This is a genomic window from Martelella lutilitoris (assembly GCF_016598595.1).
Lineage (GTDB): Bacteria > Pseudomonadota > Alphaproteobacteria > Rhizobiales > Rhizobiaceae > Martelella > Martelella lutilitoris_A.
This window is the reverse complement of record NZ_CP066786.1, coordinates 1,763,005-1,781,354: the sequence shown is the minus strand read 5'-3', so window position 1 is coordinate 1,781,354 and position 18,350 is coordinate 1,763,005. Positions and strand designations below refer to the sequence as shown.

Below are 18,350 nucleotides of genomic sequence, written 5' to 3'. Positions count from 1 at the left end.
GTGCTCGGCGGCGAGCTACGTACGGTCCTGACAGGCGGCCCCGTTATGCTCCGGCACATCGCCGATCTCAGCCATCTTGGCATCCAGCTTTTCCAGCATGTCACGGAAAATCTCCGCATATTCCGGGTCGCCGGCGCGATTGTGCAGTTCAAAGGGATCCGCGTCGCAGTCGAACAGCTCCCACTCGGGCGGATCATCGCCCGATGTAGCCCCGATCTGGCCGAGCGGCTCGTTGTACCAGTAGATCAATTTGTAGCGCTCGGTCCGAATGCCGTAATGGGCGAACGCATTGTGGATGACATCCTTGTGCATCCAGTAGCGATGATAGGCGACATCCTGCCACTCTTCGCCCGCCCGGCCTTCGAACACCGGCCGCATGCTCGTTCCCTGCATGTAGGAGGGGACAGGTACGCCGGCATAATCGAGAAAGGTCGGTGCGAAATCGACATTCATGGCGATCTTCCCGGAAATGCCGCCCGGTTTTATCCCGTCGGGATAGCGCACCAGAAACGGCATCTGCAGCGATTCCTCATACATGAAGCGCTTGTCGAACCAGCCGTGCTCACCCAGGAAAAAGCCCTGATCGGAGGTGTAGATGACAACCGTGTTTTCGGCGAGCCCTTCTTCATCCAGATAATCGAGGAGACGGCCGACATTGTCGTCGATCGACTGCACCGTTCTCAAATAGCGCCTCATATAACGCTGATACTTGAATTCGGCGAGTTTTTGCGGATCGGTGAAGGTGAAGTTTTCGCCAGTCTTCACATCGATCAGCGTCAGGCTTTCACCCTCCGTCAGTTCCGGCACCTTACGCATGTGAACATTCGGATGCTCGAACAGCAATGCGCCAACCTCCGAGCCGCCTTCGGGCTGCACCAGGCCGAGATCCTCATAGGTCATGTCCGAGCGCACCCGCATCTTCGCCTCCTTCGCCGCCGTCGCGCGGTTGGCGTAATCATCGGTGAAGCTGTCTGGCAGCGGCAGGTCCTCCTCAAACATGTCCTCGTGCTTGTGGTCGCAGACGAAATGCCGGTGCGGCGCCTTGTGGTGACACATCAGGAAGAACGGCCGCTCCCTGTCGCGGGCCTTGATGAAATCAATGCTCATGTCGGTGGTGATGTCGGTGACGTAGCCCGGATGCACCTTCGGGCCATCGCGATCGATGAAGATCGGGTCGTAATAGACGCCCTGCCCCGGTATCACTGCCCATTGATCAAATCCGGTCGGCTCGTGCGCCTTTCCCTCACCGAGATGCCACTTGCCGAAGATCGCCGTCTGGTAACCGGACTTTTGCAGGTGTCTGGCGACGTTCGGCAACCGGTTGTCGATATGGGTATCGAGCGTCGTCACCAGGTTCACGTGATTATAGGTGCCTGTCAGGATCGCGGCGCGGCTTGGCGTGCAGATCGAATTGGTGACATAGCAACGGTCGAGCCGCATGCCCTCGTCGACCAGCCGGTCAAGATTGGGCGTATTGTTGAGCCCGCCGCCATAGGCCGAGATCGCACGGGCGGCATGATCGTCGGACATGATGAAGATGATGTTGGGTCGCATGGATCTGCCCCTTTATGTCAGTTCTGGTCCGCGGCAAGCGAGATGCCGGCAAGCGACCGTCCCTCACTGTCGAAGAAATGGGTGCGTCCCGACAGCACCACACCGGTTGCAACGCCCATCGGCGTGTTGGTGCCGCCGGGAACCCGCACCACCAGTTCCTGGCCCCATTCGGTGGCGACATAAACGAACTCGCTCTCGCCGAGACGTTCCACCACGCTGACCGTGCCGGTGAAATGGCCCCTGTCCGGCTCCGTGAGCGTCATCTGGTCGGCCCGTAGCCCCACAACGGCGGTTCGCGCCGCGTCCTCACCTGAAAGCGTGACGGCGCTTTTATCCCTGAAACGGAATGTCAGGTCTTCCCCGCCTTCGAGATCAAGAAAGTTCATCTTCGGCGATCCGATGAAACCGGCGACGAATAGATTTGCCGGATTCTCGTAAAGCTCCATCGGCGCGCCGATCTGCTCGACCCGGCCTTTGCGCAGAACCACGATCTTGTCCGCCAGCGTCATGGCCTCGACCTGGTCGTGGGTCACATAGATCATCGTGGAGCCTGCCAGCTGCTGATGCAGCTTGGCCAGTTCGAGACGGGTCGCGACCCTGAGCTCGGCGTCGAGGTTCGACAGCGGCTCGTCGAACAGAAAGACCTGCGGATGACGCACGATGGCCCTGCCGATGGCAACGCGCTGGCGCTGTCCGCCGGAAAGCTGTTTCGGCTTGCGGTCCAGAAGGTCCTCGATCTGCAGGATTTTCGCCGCTTCGTTCACGCGCCTGGCCACTTCGGCTTTCGGCGTACCGTTCATCCTCAGTCCGAAGCCCATATTCTGGTCGACCGTCATGTGCGGATAAAGGGCATAGGTCTGGAATACCATGGCGACGCCCCGGTTTGACGGATCGACATCATTGACCCGCTGCCCGTGGATCTCGAGGTCGCCGCCGCTGATCTCCTCGAGTCCGGCGATCATCCTGAGAAGCGTGGACTTGCCGCAGCCTGACGGGCCCACAAAGACAGCGAACTCGCCCTTTTCGATCTCGATGTCGACGCCGTGGACGACCTCAAGACCGCCATAGGATTTCTTGATGTTCTTGAGACTGACGCCAGTCATGTCTGGTCTCTCCCAAATAGCTCAGCAATCATCCCTTCACCGCCCCGGCGAGGCCGTCGATGAAGTAGCGCTGCAGGAACAAAAACAGGACCACCACCGGAAGGATGGAGATCGTGGAAGCGGCGGTCATGCCGCCCCAGTCGATGAAGTTCTCCCCGCGAAAGGCGTAGACGCCGACCGAGAGCGTCCGGATCGAGGGATTGGCGAGCGTGACGACCAGCGGCAGCAGGAAATCGTTCCAGGCATAGAGCGTCTGCATCACCACGACCGTGACAACGATCGGGCGGGCAAGCGGCAGCATGACGTACCAGAAAGTCTTGACGAAGCTGACGCCGTCCATCTTGGCCGCTTCTTCGAGCTCGTTCGGTATCTGACTGAAATAGCCGGCAAACAGGAGAACGAAGATGACGAAGGACCCGCCGCAGGTGGCCAGCATCACGCCCCAGAGCGACTGGCCAAGCCCGATGCGCGTCAACAGGTCGAAGATCGGGATGATGGTATAGCCCTGCGGCACGAAGATCGTGAACGCGATCAGCGCGAAGATCAGCCCGCGCCCGACGAACCGCCGGCGCCCCAGCACATAGCCCATCATTGAGGAGGCGATCGTGACAAGGAGAACCGACCCCACCGTGACGAAAACGGTGTTGAAGAAATAGGAGCCGATATTGGCCTCTTTCCAGGCGCGAACATAATTTTCGAACGTCGGCCGCCCGGGGATCAGCCCCTCATTGGCGAAGATCGCGGCATTGTCCTTCAGCGACGCCGAGACCATCCACAACAGCGGATAGATCCAGACGGCGCAGACCGCTGCCAGCACGACGGAGACCAGAACGCGGCGCATGCGCGGCGTCAGCGCCGGCTGCCGGATTGCAACACGGGCATCATGCGGCATGGGGCTTCTCCCTGTTGCGCAGGTGGCGAACCGCCAGCACCTGAAGAATGGTCAGCGACATGATCGCCAGTCCGAAGAACACGCCCGCCGCACTGGCATAGCCGAGACGCGGTATGGCGCCTGCGGTGGCAAAGGCGTAGCGGAAGATATAGACCTCCATCACTTCCGAGGCGAAATAAGGTCCACCCTGGGTCATCGACATGATCAGCGGAAACACGTTGAGCGCGCTGATGGCAGAGATCAGCGCGATGACGATGGCGAAGGGCATGATCATCGGCATGATGACGTAAAGCGTGACTTGCCAGCCCTTCACGCCATCGAGCTTGCAGGCCTCGTAGAGTTCGGCGGGAACCGTCTGCAGCGCGGCCAGCCAGTAGACCATGGTGACGCCGACCCATTTCCAGACATAGATCGCCGCCAGCGTCCACAGGACCAGGTCCGGGTCACCGAGGAAGTCCAGCGGCCGCGACAGCAGACCGATATCCAGGATGGCCATGTTGATCGGCCCGTTGAAGGGCGACAGCATGATCGTCATCACGATGCCGATGACGGCGACCGGCGTCACCACCGGCAGAAAGATCATCGTGCGAAAAAGGGCCGAGAGCTTCAGAAGCTTGTTGTTCAGGATGATCGCGATGATCAGCGAAATGATCATCTGCGCGGGCACGGTGCTGAGCGTGAACAGAAATGAACGCCCGAATGCATTCCAGAAGAACGGATCGCGAAGCAATTCGACATAGTTCGCGAGCCCGACGAATTTGGCATTGGCATCGAAGCCGGACCAGTTCAGCAGCGAGAAATATTCCGCCGCAAAAATCGGGTAGAGAATGAAGGCGCCGAAGATGAGCATGCCGGGAACGAGGAACAGATAGTCGATGCGGCTGCTCCAGATCCGTGCGCCGAGACGGCGCCTCAGACTGGATGACACGGTGAAATCGGACATGGGATAGTTTTCCTGACTGCGGACCCGCCGCCGGCGGCGGGCCCTTTTCGCCTGCTTCCAGCCTCAAAGCGCCTCGTAATCCGAAGCCACATAGTCTTTCGACGGGTCCCAGTTGGGGAAGACGAGATCGTCACGGCTGACATTCGCCCCATTTTCCTTCGCCGTCTTGAAAGCGGCATCCAGCGCCGTATTGGTGGCCGAGACCAGCTTGGTCAGTTCGCCCTTGATGTCGGTTGTCTGGCCGGTGAACAGGCCCTGAATGGTCTGGGCGGCGTTCGGGGTCGGCTCCTGATAGATGCTGGCGACGGCCGCAAGCTCCGGGTTGCGCGCGAACGGGTTGGGCGAAATGCGGATGGTCTGCTCGAACATCTGCAACGCCTTTTTCGATCGCGCCGACATCGTCGATTGCTCGACAGCCTTCGGGAAGATCGGCGGATCGGAGGAGCCAACGACATTGCCCCACGCGATCTGGCCCTCTTCCGTGCCGAGATAATGGAAAATATCGGCGGCAACGGAAGCGTTTTTGGACTTCGAATAGATGAACATCGTGTTCGACGCCGATGCCAGTGAGCCGACGATGGAGTAGCCACCCTTGCCGGGGGTCGGCGCTATGCCGAAATCGAAATTCGGGTTCTCGCGCTCCCACTGGGGAATATTCCACGGCCCCTGGAGGATCATGCCGGCAGCGCCCTGCGGCATCATTGCGCGCGCCTGCGGTGCATTGATGCTCATCACGCCGGGGAAGATCGAGCCGTCCGACTTCAACGCCAGCAGAAGCTCGATGGCGCCGACGATTTCGTTGGCGTCGAAAACCACCTCGCCGGTGCGGAAATCGACGCCGTTGCCGATCGACGTATCGCCGCAGGCCAGGCCGTTGGTCTGTGCCAGCGTCCGGCAGGCATCCCACCAGCGATTGACCTGGTTGCCGCCGATAATGAAGCCGAAGGCGCGCCCGGCATTCATCTCGGTAACCTTGGCCGCCGCCGCGCGGAATGTATCCCAGGTAAACGGCGTCGCCTCCGGGTCATAGCCGGCATCATTCAGGTACTTCCGGTTATAGAGCGTGAAAGCCGAACTGACGCGCGCCGACGTGTATGGCAGGCCATAGGTCCTGCCATTGAAGACATTCAGGCCTTCCAGAAATGCGCCGGGCGGAAATTCCTGCTTCCAGGTTTCGATATCCGGGATGAAATCGTCGTAGGCCTGAACCCAGCCCTCGTTGACGGCGTAGGCCGGCGGCATGTTGAGCGGCAGGTTGAAGACGTCCTGTGCGGTATTATTGCGGATGCCGAGCGGCAGGACCTGGTTGATCTCGTTCCAGGGCAGCCCATCATAGACCACTTCAATGTCACGCGCCCTGGCGTATTCAGGGAAGAACGCCTTGTAGAACGTCGCCTTCTGATCGCCGCTGTCGAGCCAGCGAAATGGACCGTCGGCATTGATCGGGCCGATGGGGGCCGGAATATCAAACTCCTGCGCGAAAGCCCGTCCGGCGCCGGTCAGCGCCAGCGCGCCGAGCGCTGCGCTGCCAGCCAGGAACTGGCGGCGTTTCATCGATGTCATTTGCGTCATAGTCTCCTCCCTTGGCGCCACCTGACCGGTTTTCGGTCAGGACAGACCCGACACGTAAATCTACCATTTTCCGTTTACGAACGGACACGCCTCCTCAGGCGAAAACAGTTCGCAGCCAACGTATGACGCCAACCGCAAATCTCCTCCTGCAGGCGGCGTCGGTAAACCATTCGATGACGGTTGCGAACTGACGGATATCAATTGAAGTTATCAAAAACAAATGCCATTCTTTGCTGCAGCGATAATGGAATTTAATAGCTATGCTGGACAGAATGAGCCTGCTTTTCCGCTTCCGTACGATTGCCGAAGCGGGCAGTGTACGCAAGGCATCGGAAGTCCTGAACGTGACCCAGCCCGCGCTTTCGCGGTCGCTGGCGCAACTGGAGGACTTCTACGATGCCAAGCTGCTGGAGCGCCATGCCCGCGGCGTTCGGCCGACACCTTTCGGCACCAAGCTTCTTTCAACGATTTCGCGGCTTGCCCGCGACTGGGAGCTCGCCGAAGCGGAGCTGGCGGGCAATGACCCGGCCGCCGAAGGTCGGTTGCGCATTCATGCCGGGCCGTTGTGGTCCTCCGTCGTGCTGCCGACGATAACCTCGAAACTGCATGCGCAATTTCCCAATCTGACGCTTGAAATGGCGCCGAGCGTAGCCGGATCATCGCAGGCGTTGATCGACGGGCTAATCGATGTTTCGTTCGGCGGGCTTTACGCGGAAAGCGAACATCCCAACCTGGAGACACGCGCCTTTTCCAAGATCTGCGACCGCCTCGTTGCCCGCGCCGATCATCCGATCCAGCAATGCCGCGCCGACGATTATGAAGCCGTGCATTGCTACCCATGGATCATCTATTCCGCCGATCCGATCTACGAGGCGGAGACGCTGCACGCCGTCATGGAACGCACCGGGCGACTGCCGCAGATCAGGGTGAGATCAAGCTCTCTTCTGGCCATTTTCCGCCTTCTGCAGGACGGCGACTATCTCTGCATCCTTCCCGATGCCGCCGCCCTCGGCATTCCCGGTCGCCCGATCCTGACCGTGCCGATCGAGCTTGGGCGGCGAAACTCAGACACCGGAGCGGTTTACCGCAAGGCGATCAGCCATTATCCGCCGCTTCAGGCGCTGATGGCGTTGTGCGCGGACTATTTCGAGACCATCGACCAACGCCTCGCATAGCGACCTCACGCACCGGCAACCCGCGGCATGCGGGTGGGTTCGGATTTCATGATGCCTTGTATCATGGCATGAAGCATCCTGACCTTGAGGTCCTGCGAAGCGGGATCATCCCAGAGATTGTCGATCTCGCCGGGATCATCCTGAAGGTCGAACAGTTCGCCGAAATGGCCCTGACGGTAAACCGTGATCTTGTAGCGCCGGTCGACATAGGTCTCGACATGCGGCATCACCGGATTGTGCCGGTTTTCGCATAAAATGAAATCGCGCGCTTCCGGTCCGCCCTGCCAGTTCGACCATTGCGAGACGCCCTGCATTTCGCCGGGCACGGCAATGCCGGCGGCCTCCAGAAAGGTCGGCGCCAGATCGACAAGGCTCTGCATATCCGCATTGACCGCGCCGGCGGCCACCTTGCCCGGCAGCCTGACGATCATCGGCAGACGCAGCATGTCCTCATAGTGAAACGGTCCTTTGGCGATGAGGCCGTGCTGACCGAGAAAGTGGCCGTGATCGGTGGTGAACACCACCAGCGTATTCTCCGCCAGGCCCATGTCGTCGAGCCTGTCCAGAATGCGGCCGATCTCGGAATCGAGAAAGCTCATCATTCCGAAATAGGTGGCCTTGTCCTTCTTCAGATCTTCTTCCGGATAGAGATGGCTTTCACAGCCATGCGCCTGATAGGGATCATGCCAGTCTCCGAAATCCGGATTTTCCTCCTGTGTCTTGCCAAAATGCGGCGGGTTGCGGTCATGCTCACCGGGCGTGACCCGATCGATTTCCATGTCGTCCGGATCGTACATCGACGCCCATGGCTCGCTGACGGTGTAAGGCGGATGCGGATCGTGAAAGCTCGCCCATAGAAAGAACGGCTTTCCGCTGCGGCCATGCTCGTCGAGATAGGCGATGCTGCGTTCCGCGGTCCACGTCGTATAGTGCATGTCGGCGGGGAGAGACCATGAACGGTCAAGCCGGGTGTAGCTGCCCTTCTTGCCGGTGCGCGGCGCTTTCGCAGCATTTTCGCCCGAAAGCGGCTGGAAATAGTCGCGCCAGTCGACAAGCCCCTTCTCCTCCATCCAGATCGCATAGTGCTGGCCTGCATGGCTTTCATCGGCGTGGTTGCGGGCAAGTTCCAGGTGTTCGAACCCATACCAGGTCCGGTTAAACCCCCGCCAGAAATCAAGGTCGCGCAGGATCGGCTGACATTCGAGCGATTCGGACTCCGGAGTGCTGGCAAGCGGCTGAAAATGCGCTTTGCCGACAAGCGCGGTATTGTAGCCTGCGGCTATCAGGTGTTCGCCGACAGTCGGGACATCCTCCGGCAGCTTGACCCCGATTGTCCAGGCCCCGTGATGCGATGGGTACTGCCCGGTGATGATGCTTGCCCGCGATGGCGTGCAGACTGGCGAGGAGCAGTAAGCCCGGTCAAAACGCGTCCCTTCCCGGCACAAGCGGTCAAGGTTTGGTGTCTTCAGTCCTGGATCACGAACTCCAAGCGCGTTGTAGTGTTGCTGATCGGTGGTGATCAGCAAAATATTCGGCCTCGTCATAAACGCCTCCCATCCCGACGCCGCACCATAGCGAAATGCGGCGGCAGGAGTTTTCGAAAGGCGTAACCGCTTCATGCAACAATTTTATCGCTCGCAGGTCGGAAGTGTTTCGATCGGAATTCCGTCAAAGCGAAGGCCGAATGACATTTCCGGCATTCCAAGAAAGAGCTTGTGCAAAATCTCACGATCAGTGGACAGACATGGCTGGTGTAGGCGCCTCCGCCGCTTCACATGCGAACGGAGGAACCTCACGGTTTCCATCGAGGCGACCACGGATTTTGCCGATCTCGAAAGCGATGCCATCGACGCGAGCATTCTCGCCGGCAACAAGCGCACGCCACGGCCACGTCCATGCGCCGCTCTTGCACTCAGCCGGGCGAGCTGTCGGTAAAGCGAGTGAGTTCAATGTCGCGAAGAGGAACGGGCTTCGAGTACAGGAAGCCCTGAAGGCTGTCACAGCCAATCCTGATCAGACCGGCGTCCTGAAATGACGTTTCCACGCCTTCCGCGGTCGTCTTGAGGCCACTCGCGTGGGCCAGTTCAACAATGGCCCGGATTATAGCCTCATCGCCGGCTTTCTCGCCGAACCCCCGGACGAAGCTTCTGTCGATCTTGATGCGATCGACATTCAGGGTTCGCAGCCGGCCAAGCGACGAGAAGCCAGTCCCGAAATCATCAATCGCGATCTGCACGCCTATTGCACGCAGGGCGTCGAGATTCGCGACGACGGCAGAGGCCTCGTCGGTCGCGGCTGTTTCAGTCACCTCCAGTTCGAGAGCCTGCGGCGACAGTCCGGTGGACAACAGTATATTTTTGACTTTTGCGGCGTAGCCTTCGTCGCGGAGTTCGATGCCGGACACATTGACGGCAACGGACTTCCCGGACCACTCAGCTGCGGCGGTGCAGGCCTCCCGCAAGACAAACGCGCCGACAGCATCGATCAGCCCGGTTTCTTCCGCTACGGGAATGAACAATTCGGGAGAGATCGAGCCGAATTTGGGATGTTCCCAGCGCAGGAGCGCCTCGTACCCTTTGACCCGATGGTCGCGAGCGTCAATAATGGGTTGATAGTGAACCTGAAATTCATTGCCGGCCTTCAGGGCCGCACGCATATCCCCTTCCATCTCCTGGCGCCTGCTGAGCAACTGGTCCATATTCTCGGAAAAGAAGGTATACCGGCTGCGGCCGGAGTTCTTCGAAAAATACAGGGCAACATCAGCCCTCCGAAGCAGGCTGACACGGTCATTGCCATCGCGCGGCGCCAGCGCCACTCCAACGCTCACGCCGACAAAAACTTCCTGGCCGCCGAGCACAAAGGGACGGCGGACAGAATCGACTATGCGCTGGCAGATACCATCGACTTCCCCCACGCTGACCTTTCCCCTGAGCATCACGGTAAATTCGTCCCCGCCGACGCGCGCAACGACATCGCCCTGACGCACGATAGCCTTCAAACGTTGACCGAATTCGCGAATCAAAGCGTCACCTGAAGGGTGGCCTAGCGTATCGTTCACTTGCTTGAACCGATCCAGATCGAGGAACAGAAGGGCGCTCGCCCCTCCCTTGGTCAACTCGACATCGACGTACTCGTTGAAATAGTTTCTGTTGGGAAGCTCGGTCAACGGATCGTGGAGCGCCATGTACCGGATCTGCTCCTCGCTCGCCTGCAGCTCTTTTGAACGGTTGTGATAAAGGAACAGAGAGAACGCAATTGCGCAAAGTGCCAATACAATAAAGGCGGACAAAACCGGGATAAGCTTTGATAGCATCGTTTCACCCGGGTGATGGGGATGCCACACCATGTATCCCAAAACGGATCCATCAGCCGCATAGAACGGCAGGCTGGAATAATGCGGCGCATCGCTCGCCGACCATGAAAAATGCAGGTCTTCAAACAGATAGTCGGTCTTCAGCTCTTCGATCAGGCTTCCGTCAAGGAAGCGCACAGCCACGTGAACGCTTTCCTCACCGGGTGTCTGTTGAATGTCACCGGTATCGGAAACGATTGGCTTGACGCTGACGACAGCGGGACGCCCCTGGATGACGGCCAAATCAGATACGCCGGGCGTGAGTACGGTATCGCTGACCTGGCTGTCGTCGCCGACCCGAAGCTTGTCGCGAAGAGCAAGAACCAAAGGCAGAGCTTCGTCCTCGACTACGCTAAACGCATCCGGAGCCCGCTGTCCGCCATCTGCAAACGCGTAAACTGCTTGATTCGAGGGATCGAGAACATAGGCCTGATCGAGTCCGAAGTACTCATGCATCCAGGCTCCAAGATTATTATCCATCCATTCGCTGTCACGCGCGCGCACCTGTTCGACGGCATCGTCCCATACAGTCACACTTTCCTGATTGTGGGCGACCTTGGAACGCTGTTGAGAAACAACGAGTTGAGCCAGACTGGCCTGTCGATTGTACGACACGCGATCGGCCTCCTGACCCGCCCAGATCAGGAGCCCCAAGACGCCAAGGCCGATGCAGCCGGTCAACACCAATATTGGCAGGGCGCGCTTGAGAAGGAAACCCGAGTATTTGAGAGAAACTGTCTTGCTGCGCATTTTCGAAACCTGCCATGTAATTAGAAAACTATGAAGGAACACAATCTTCCGCACAAGAGAGTGTCCCCCGACCTCTTGTCCGGAACAGCCCACCAGCCTCGTCTCGCGCCGCTTGGCCGGAGCGGGATTCTTCCCCGGAACACGGGAAGGTATCCGTCTGGACGAATATCCTTGCCGACCGGCATGAACACCTCGCCCACCGGCTTCTGCCCGCCGCTGCCGATCGTGTAGTCGAGCTTCACATCGGCGAACTGAAACGCCGAGAAGCGCTCCCGCGCCTCCGGCCGGTCATTCAGCGAAGGGATGAACCGTCCCTTGATCCCTGCGAGCCGCTTCGCCATTTCAGCAAGGCCGGCACGCAGGAGGCTGTCCCTGCTGCACCCCGTGTCGCAGCCCAAATAGGGCGGGTCGAGCCGGAACAAAGCCCCCTTCCCTGTCATAGCGGTTGATAAAGGCGCGCCAGTCGAGGTCTTCGATAACGACGCCGGAGAGGCATTCACACGCCGCGTCGCCAGCGCAGGCAACCGGGTGCGGCGCGGTTTCGTCGTGCTTGCCGGACGGAACCATGAATATTAATGGCGTTGTTCGTGGCCGCGACGTATATTCACCCTTCCTAATGAATCGGCAGGGTGCAAAGGTTCTTGGGGTTTGGAGGAGGATATCATGTGTCAGGATTGTAAAGACAGGGCCGTAACCAGGCGCAATCTGCTCAGGGGCGGCGCCGCTGCTTCGCTCGCGCTTCCCTTCGTATCGAGCGCGTATGCGCAGGAGCCAGGCAGTGCGCCGATGGCTGCTCCGGCTTCGCCCGACGAAGCGCTGCAGCGCCTTGTGGATGGCAACAAGCGCTACGTGGATGGAACGCCGAATAATACCGACCACTCGGCCGGTCGCTACAGTCGCTCACAGGGCCAGCAGCCCTTTGCCGCTGTCGTTGCCTGTTCTGACTCCCGCGTCATTCCGGAACTGATATTCGATCAGGCTCCCGGTGATCTGTTTGTCGTCAGAGTCGCAGGGAATTTCCTCAATGAAGACGGCATAGCAAGCCTGGAATTTGCCACCGCCGTGCTCGGCATTCAGGCCGTTCTGGTGCTCGGTCACACCAGTTGCGGCGCCATCAGCGCCACGATCACGTCGATTGAGGACAATGAACTGCCGCCCGGCCACCTGCCGAGCCTCGTGAACGCGATCCGCCCGGCGGTCTATGACGTGATCGGAAACAATCCGGAAAACATGCTTGAAGCCGCTACCGCTCAAAATGCGATAATCAATGCGGAGAAAGCAGTCGCAACCGGCCCGATCCTGTCCGATTTTGCGGCCAATGGAAAGATCAAATCCTCCGCCGGCGTTTACGACATCGCTACGGGCGTCGTGACCTTCTTTTAGGCATTCGGCATGCCGGGCCGATCCCTTCGTCCGGCCCGGTATGTCCCCAACCGCGCTCCGTAAGTAACCGGCATGTTGTCGTCCAGGCGAGAACCAAAGGCCTATGGCGCTTCCCGGCGGTTCCTCTCACCCGTCCTTCACCGTCTTCAGATCCTGCATCAGCCCATCGGAAAGGCACTGCGAACACGGTCCCGGCCATGGCCGCGCCGGAGATGCAGCCTCGACCGATCCGCCTGATCTTCTGGACTTCGGCGACGAACGCCCCGGTTTCGTCGAGGAGCCGAGGCGGGTCAGTTCTTCGGTAAGCGCGGGGGACCTGTTCCGCGGCGGTTACCCGAGACCACTGGGTCCCAAGGGGCCCGGCAGTGTTGTCGCTCAAGGCTTTACACCTGTTTGGGCACTGCTATTTTGGGTGGGCAACACGCGAAACGTAGCAGACGATGATTACCGACGCCGATGATTTCTTCACCAAGGGCTGCGGTCGATGCGAGCGCTTCGACACACCGGACTGCTCGACCCGTCAATGGATCGACGGCCTCAATAACCTGCGTCGCATATGCCGCGACATGGGGCTGGAAGAGACCGTGAAGTGGGCCCACCCCACCTACATGCATGCAGGTCGCAACATCGCGATCTTCGGCGCGTTGCGTGGCGACTTCCGGTTGAGCTTCATGAACCCAAGCCTCCTGAACGACACAGACGGTGTGCTTGAGCCGCAAGGGCCGAACAGCCGTACGCCGGGAATGATCCGCTTCACCGATGCGGCGCAGGTCGGCGGGATGGAACCGGTGATCCGGGCTTATCTGCGGCAATTGATGGATCATGCCGAGGCGGGCACGAAACCGCCGAAGGCGCACGCCGAGATCGACATGCCCGATGAGCTGGCCGAGGCGCTGGATGCCGATCCGGAACTGGCCGAAGCGTTTCATGCGCTGACCCCCGGGCGACAAAGAAGCTATATGTTCAACCTCAACCAGGCCAGAAAATCGACGACCCGCGTCGCCCGTATCAAGAAGTTCCGCGACAGGATCATCGCCGGCAAAGGCGCGATGGAGCGCTAGATCGTTTCCGCATTTCCTGGAAACGCGGAAATGATCTATCTATTTGTTTTAGCGCATTTTCGCGGACGTCAGATGTTTCCATCTGACTGCGAAATGCTCTAGCACACCGGCCCGAAGATCGGAGTCGATTTTCGGAAAGCACGATTCGTCAATTCAATAGCTTACAAGCCGGACCGGCCCGGCATCGTCTCACCGTTTCTCGATGATCCCGACGCCGGGCGGGCTTGCGGAACCATCAATGCCCCTCAGCACTCCTCATGGAAAGGTGAATTTGAAATTGTGGCAGGACGCGCAGTAGTTTTCCTGCGGCGCGTGCTGCAGATGGCACAAGGAACATTCGGCGAAGGGAGCGCCGTGCGGCGAGCTGTGCGGGTTGGTCGGGGACGCGTCGGCGGATCTTGCGCCAAGCGCTTCCAGCGGCCCGTGACAGTCGAGACATACCCCTGTTTCCGGCTCCTCCGGCGCCTGCGCATTCCCGTGGCATGTCGCGCATTCCAGCCCCGAAAGGTAATGGGTGTGGTCAAGGTGGAGCCTTCCCTCCAGGGCAAGCGGCGTTCCCGGAACATGGCAGTCCCGGCACCCGTTCATCGTCATCCCTTCGACAGGAGGGTGGGCATCGGGAAGAACGGCTCCGTCGACATGGCAGGCGCCGCAGGCGGAAGGCGTCACGGCATCGGCGACGGTCGCGCTCGTCTTGATGCCGGCGGCGCCCCCCACATCGCGCAAATACCCTGAAGACTGAAACAGAAGGGCGTGTCGCCGGTCCTCCCCGAAGGCGGCATTCAGCGCCTGCAACTGGCAGATGCTCCGCTCGGCCGAGGACATATTCTCCAACGCCGGATCCTGAGAGACCGCCGTTTCAAGGGTCGAACACGCGATATCCTGCGCGCCGGATGCCGGCGGCGCTGCTGCGGACGCCCAGATAGCCGCCGCCCACAACACAAGGGCAACCACTTGGCCTATGCTTGCCTGTTTCATCACGCGAAGCTCCCTTTGAAATACCGATGCGGCGCGCAACCCTTCGCCGCATCGCGTTTAGGCACCGCGCCTCCATCCGAAAACCGGAGGCGCAGGAAGCAGCGGCGCCAGAGCGCCAACCTGTGGAATCGACACATCGCGCTTTCCGAAAATCGATTCCGATCTTCGGGCCGATGCGCTAATCCCAGCGCGGTGCGGCCGCGGCATTGCGCCCGGCGATCCGGCCGAACACGAGGCAATCCGCATAGGCGCAGGAGCCGAGGCGCGAGGCCCCGTGCACGCCGCCGGCAACCTCCCCGGCGGCATAAAGACCGGTAATCGGCGCGCCCGAACGGATGTCGAGCGCCTGCGCATCGGCATTGATCGCGCAGCCGCCCATCGTATGGTGAATTTTCGGCGACAGCCTGACCACATAGAAGGGCGGCGTGGCCACCGTTCCGATATCGGCCGGCAGGTAGCGCCCGAACGCCCTGTCGGCGCCGGCATCGAGATCGCGGTTGAAGGCGCCGATCGTCTCCAGCAAGGGCTCCAGCGGGATCTGATGCGCGTCTGCGATCGCCTCGAGGCTGGCATATTCCCTGACGACGCCGGCGCTCATCATGCTCGCGAGATCTTCCGTGTCACCGCCGGTTGCCTTGGCATAACCCGCAGCATCGGCGATGGCGATCGTCTTGTTGCCCGCCGCGAGAATGGCGTCGGCGCGCGTCTTGCGGTCGGCGTTCTCGTTGACGAACCGCTTGCCGGTCAGCGTGTCGATCCAGAGCCCGTAGGAGGCAGTGACCTCCTGCACGAAATGCGGCGCTCGGCCGAAACCGCGCTCGTCGGGACTGGCCCAGGGGCCAAGCTGGATCCATGACGGCTGCACCAGGATGCAACCGATGCTGAGCGCCTCGCGCAGCGCTTCTGCGGTTGCGCCCGGCTGGTTGGTCGTATCGAGATCACCGCCGAGACGAGGATCCTGCAGCGCCCGGAAAGCCGGATCGGCGCCGAACCCGCCCGTTGCCAGAACGACCGCGCGGCTGGCCCTGATCGTCATCGGCGTTCCGCTTTCAAGATCGGGATGCCTGAAATTGCGGTGCACCAGAACGCCTTTTACACGACCGTCTTCATCACGGATGATACGCTTGAGAAGCATACGCATGCGCGGTTCGACGCCCAGTTCCTTCAGCTTTTGCAGCTGCGGCACGATGATGCCCGAGCCGCTTTCCGCCTCCAGTCCGTAGGAACGCGGCACCGAGTGGCCGCCCATGTGCACAAGCCCGGCATACCGGACGCCCAGCTCATCGATCGTCCACTGCACCGTTTCCATCGATTTTTCGGCGACGGTTCTGGCAAGTTCGGGCTGGTTGAGCCGCAATCCGGCTCTGAGCATGTCCTCGTAAAGGCTCTGCGGCGAATCTTCGATCCCCCGCTCGGCCTGGAGCGGCGATCCCGCCGCAGCGATCACGCCGCCGCTGATGATCGAGTTGCCGCCGGGCGTGCGCATTTTCTCGAGCAGTGCGACGGATGCCCCCGCCTTGGCGGCCTCATAGGCGGCGGCCAATCCGGCAAAACCGGTCCCCACCACCACGACGTCGACAGTCTCATCCCATTCGGCTGGAAGTTCGCTTGTTTGCGCAGATGCTCCGGAAGCGGAAAGCGCAAGACCGCCGAGAACGGTCGATGCGCCGGCGCCGAGCACCTGCCTGCGGCTCAGCCCGCGGGGATCGTCTCTGGACTTCTCCATGGTGACCTCCTCTGTCATCCGCTGAACACGCGTCGCAGAGACCGCAGGTCGGGCAGTCGGGCGACGGCCATTCAACAGAGCCATTCTCCGCAGGCCAATCGCGGGCCGCATTGATCCCTGTCAACGGACCATGTCAAAGCCGCCTCATGGCCGCCGGCTTCAGCACCGGCGGGGGCCCGACCGGGCAGGAGATCGGACAACTGGACGCATCTTGCGGCAACGGGGACGGCTTGACTTGCGGACAGTTCGGGGACACATCCTTGCTCATGATCAACACGCGTCTCCATCTCCGCTCTCATCGGGTGTGCCTCATCGCAGGCAGATAACCCCCGGCCTGGTCGCGTCGCGCCCCGGTCGCGGGGCATAGGCCGTTTGCCACCGGGCGTTTGAGACGGCGCCTGTCAAGCGACACGAAAATCCTCAGACAGAGACCACAACGCCCGCGCGCGGCGTTCATTGTGCTGCTCATACCAGCAAGGAGACGGACTGTGCCTACCAACCACAAGAAACAACGCAAACCGTTAATTGTCCTGACGCAAACCGACCACAAGCGGCTTTCGCTTCTCGCCGAACAGTTTGACGACAAACATGCCGATCTGGCCGACGTGCTGTTTACCGAGCTCGAGCGCGCCCGCATCGTGGCGGACGAACGCATAGCCGACGATGTCGTGCGCATGGGAACGACCGTTCGCTTCACCACCGACCTCGGAGAGGACCGACAGGTAACGCTCGTCTACCCGGGAAAGGCCGATATCGCGGAGGGCCGGGTTTCCATCCTGACGCCGATCGGCACGGCGCTGATCGGCCTGAAGGTCGGACACGCGATCGACTGGACCACACGGGACGGCCGGATATGCCGCCTGACGGTGGAAGCCGTGAGCCAACCGCGCGCCCGGACAGACGGTTAGGCCGTTCATCTTCAGGCAAAGGCGCCCTTACATCCCGGTCGCGCCCTGATCGGACCGGGCATCATCGCGATCCCGGCGTGACGGTTCTTGCCGCAGGCAAGGCAGGCGAGGGAGCCCCGGGGCCGTGCTCGCGCCCGGCCGCGCGGTCACCCTCCCCGTCCTTGGCGCGAAGCGGCTCAGGCGTTTATGCTTCGAGTTGACGATCAACAAAGGGTTCGGACAGACCATGGACGCATACGGACATCTGAGAATCCTGGTCAGTCTCATTCTGGGGCTGGCGATCACGCGCGTCCTGTCGGGGCTGGCCCGCCGCCTGCAGGAGCCCGTTAAGACAGATCGCAGGCATGCACAGATCGTCTGGTCGCTCGTCGTTCTCCTGAGCGCCGTGCACTTCTGGTGGTGGGAGTTCGCCCTTCGCTTCATCGATCACTGGAACTTCTGGATCTATATCTTCATCCTGTCCTACGCCTCGCTATTCTTCCTGATGTCGACGCTGCTCTATCCGGATCACATTCACGAACATGCCGACAGGGAAGAATTCTTCATTCGCAGGCGACATGCGTTCTTCGCGCTGTTCGCCGTCTCCTTCGGGTTCGACCTGGTCGATACGCTGATCAAGGGGCGCGACCATCTCGCCGCACTTGGCATCTGGTACGGCGTCCGTCTTGTCGCGGGCGCGGCCATAGCGTTCACGGCGATGAGAACGGCCGACAGCCGCAAGCTCACCTGGCTGGGCCTGATCTGGCTGGCAGGCAGCATCGTCTGGATCACGGTGCTCTACGGCGGGCTGGACTGAGCCCCGCCTCCCGCGCCGTCCTCGGCCCGGATCGCCCGCCGCACGCCGGAGGCGCGCCTCCGGGTGTACCGCCAGGCGCATGCTCGTATCTTGCGGTATTTCTTTACCGAAGACGATCGTCTACTGTTTGCGGCGAAACAAAGGGGGCTGGAGGAGA

General features: G+C 60.6%; 15 protein-coding genes. 5 read left to right on the top strand and 10 right to left on the bottom strand.

What is annotated here, in order from left to right:
* Positions 1-15 precede the first annotated feature (15 nt).
* The 5 genes from JET14_RS08325 to JET14_RS08305 all read right to left on the bottom strand — a co-directional run bounded on the left by JET14_RS08325 (position 16) and on the right by JET14_RS08305 (position 6,064).
* Positions 16-1,554 (bottom strand): sulfatase family protein, encoded by a 1,539-nt coding sequence (locus tag JET14_RS08325; RefSeq protein ID WP_200337601.1) that lies wholly within the window; start codon positions 1,552-1,554, stop codon positions 16-18.
* Positions 1,555-1,571: 17 nt separating this feature from the next.
* Complete coding sequence (locus tag JET14_RS08320; protein ID WP_200337600.1) at positions 1,572-2,657, bottom strand: ABC transporter ATP-binding protein; 1,086 nt, start codon at positions 2,655-2,657, stop codon at positions 1,572-1,574.
* A gap of 28 nt (positions 2,658-2,685) precedes the next feature.
* The gene (locus JET14_RS08315) at positions 2,686-3,549 is read right to left on the bottom strand and encodes a carbohydrate ABC transporter permease (protein WP_200337599.1); all 864 of its coding nucleotides are present in this window, start codon (positions 3,547-3,549) and stop codon (positions 2,686-2,688) included.
* Positions 3,539-4,492 carry a carbohydrate ABC transporter permease gene (locus JET14_RS08310; RefSeq protein ID WP_200337598.1) on the bottom strand — a complete coding sequence of 318 codons (954 nt, stop codon included), beginning with the start codon at positions 4,490-4,492 and terminating at the stop codon, positions 3,539-3,541. Before JET14_RS08310 ends, JET14_RS08315 begins: the two co-directional genes overlap by 11 nt.
* 63 nt (positions 4,493-4,555) lie before the next feature.
* Positions 4,556-6,064, bottom strand: coding sequence for an ABC transporter substrate-binding protein (locus tag JET14_RS08305; RefSeq protein ID WP_200337597.1), 1,509 nt, complete (start codon positions 6,062-6,064; stop codon positions 4,556-4,558).
* A 260-nt stretch (positions 6,065-6,324) separates the two neighbouring features.
* Here JET14_RS08305 and JET14_RS08300 point away from each other — a divergent pair, with 260 nt between their 5' ends.
* Positions 6,325-7,239 carry a LysR family transcriptional regulator gene (locus JET14_RS08300; protein ID WP_200337596.1) on the top strand — a complete coding sequence of 305 codons (915 nt, stop codon included), beginning with the start codon at positions 6,325-6,327 and terminating at the stop codon, positions 7,237-7,239.
* A 5-nt stretch (positions 7,240-7,244) separates the two neighbouring features.
* On the opposite strand, the gene JET14_RS08295 is transcribed toward JET14_RS08300, so the two are convergent.
* From JET14_RS08295 to JET14_RS08285, 3 genes are all read right to left on the bottom strand, one after another.
* Positions 7,245-8,783 (bottom strand): sulfatase family protein, encoded by a 1,539-nt coding sequence (locus JET14_RS08295; RefSeq protein ID WP_200337595.1) that lies wholly within the window; start codon positions 8,781-8,783, stop codon positions 7,245-7,247.
* A gap of 368 nt (positions 8,784-9,151) precedes the next feature.
* The gene (locus JET14_RS08290; protein WP_200337594.1) at positions 9,152-11,341 is read right to left on the bottom strand and encodes a putative bifunctional diguanylate cyclase/phosphodiesterase; all 2,190 of its coding nucleotides are present in this window, start codon (positions 11,339-11,341) and stop codon (positions 9,152-9,154) included.
* 20 nt (positions 11,342-11,361) lie between these two features.
* Positions 11,362-11,763 carry a hypothetical protein gene (locus tag JET14_RS08285; RefSeq protein ID WP_200337593.1) on the bottom strand — a complete coding sequence of 134 codons (402 nt, stop codon included), beginning with the start codon at positions 11,761-11,763 and terminating at the stop codon, positions 11,362-11,364.
* A 226-nt stretch (positions 11,764-11,989) separates the two neighbouring features.
* On the opposite strand from JET14_RS08285, the gene JET14_RS08280 reads away from it, so the two are divergent.
* Together JET14_RS08280 and JET14_RS08275 are read left to right on the top strand one after the other, a co-directional pair.
* Positions 11,990-12,724, top strand: coding sequence for a carbonic anhydrase (locus JET14_RS08280; RefSeq protein WP_246750567.1), 735 nt, complete (start codon positions 11,990-11,992; stop codon positions 12,722-12,724).
* Positions 12,725-13,164: 440 nt separating this feature from the next.
* The gene (locus JET14_RS08275; RefSeq protein ID WP_200337592.1) at positions 13,165-13,785 is read left to right on the top strand and encodes a YdeI/OmpD-associated family protein; all 621 of its coding nucleotides are present in this window, start codon (positions 13,165-13,167) and stop codon (positions 13,783-13,785) included.
* Positions 13,786-14,040: 255 nt separating this feature from the next.
* On the opposite strand, the gene JET14_RS08270 is transcribed toward JET14_RS08275, so the two are convergent.
* Both JET14_RS08270 and JET14_RS08265 read right to left on the bottom strand, forming a co-directional pair.
* On the bottom strand, positions 14,041-14,763 hold the full coding sequence (locus JET14_RS08270; RefSeq protein WP_200337591.1) for a cytochrome c3 family protein: 723 nt from the start codon (positions 14,761-14,763) through the stop codon (positions 14,041-14,043).
* 178 nt (positions 14,764-14,941) lie between these two features.
* Positions 14,942-16,489 (bottom strand): flavocytochrome c, encoded by a 1,548-nt coding sequence (locus tag JET14_RS08265; protein WP_200337590.1) that lies wholly within the window; start codon positions 16,487-16,489, stop codon positions 14,942-14,944.
* Positions 16,490-16,977: 488 nt separating this feature from the next.
* On the opposite strand from JET14_RS08265, the gene rnk reads away from it, so the two are divergent.
* Entirely contained in the window at positions 16,978-17,397 is a 420-nt protein-coding gene (gene rnk, locus JET14_RS08260) for a nucleoside diphosphate kinase regulator (RefSeq protein WP_200337589.1), read from the top strand.
* A 226-nt stretch (positions 17,398-17,623) separates the two neighbouring features.
* The gene (locus JET14_RS08255; protein ID WP_200337588.1) at positions 17,624-18,193 is read left to right on the top strand and encodes a hypothetical protein; all 570 of its coding nucleotides are present in this window, start codon (positions 17,624-17,626) and stop codon (positions 18,191-18,193) included.
* Positions 18,194-18,350 lie beyond the last annotated feature (157 nt).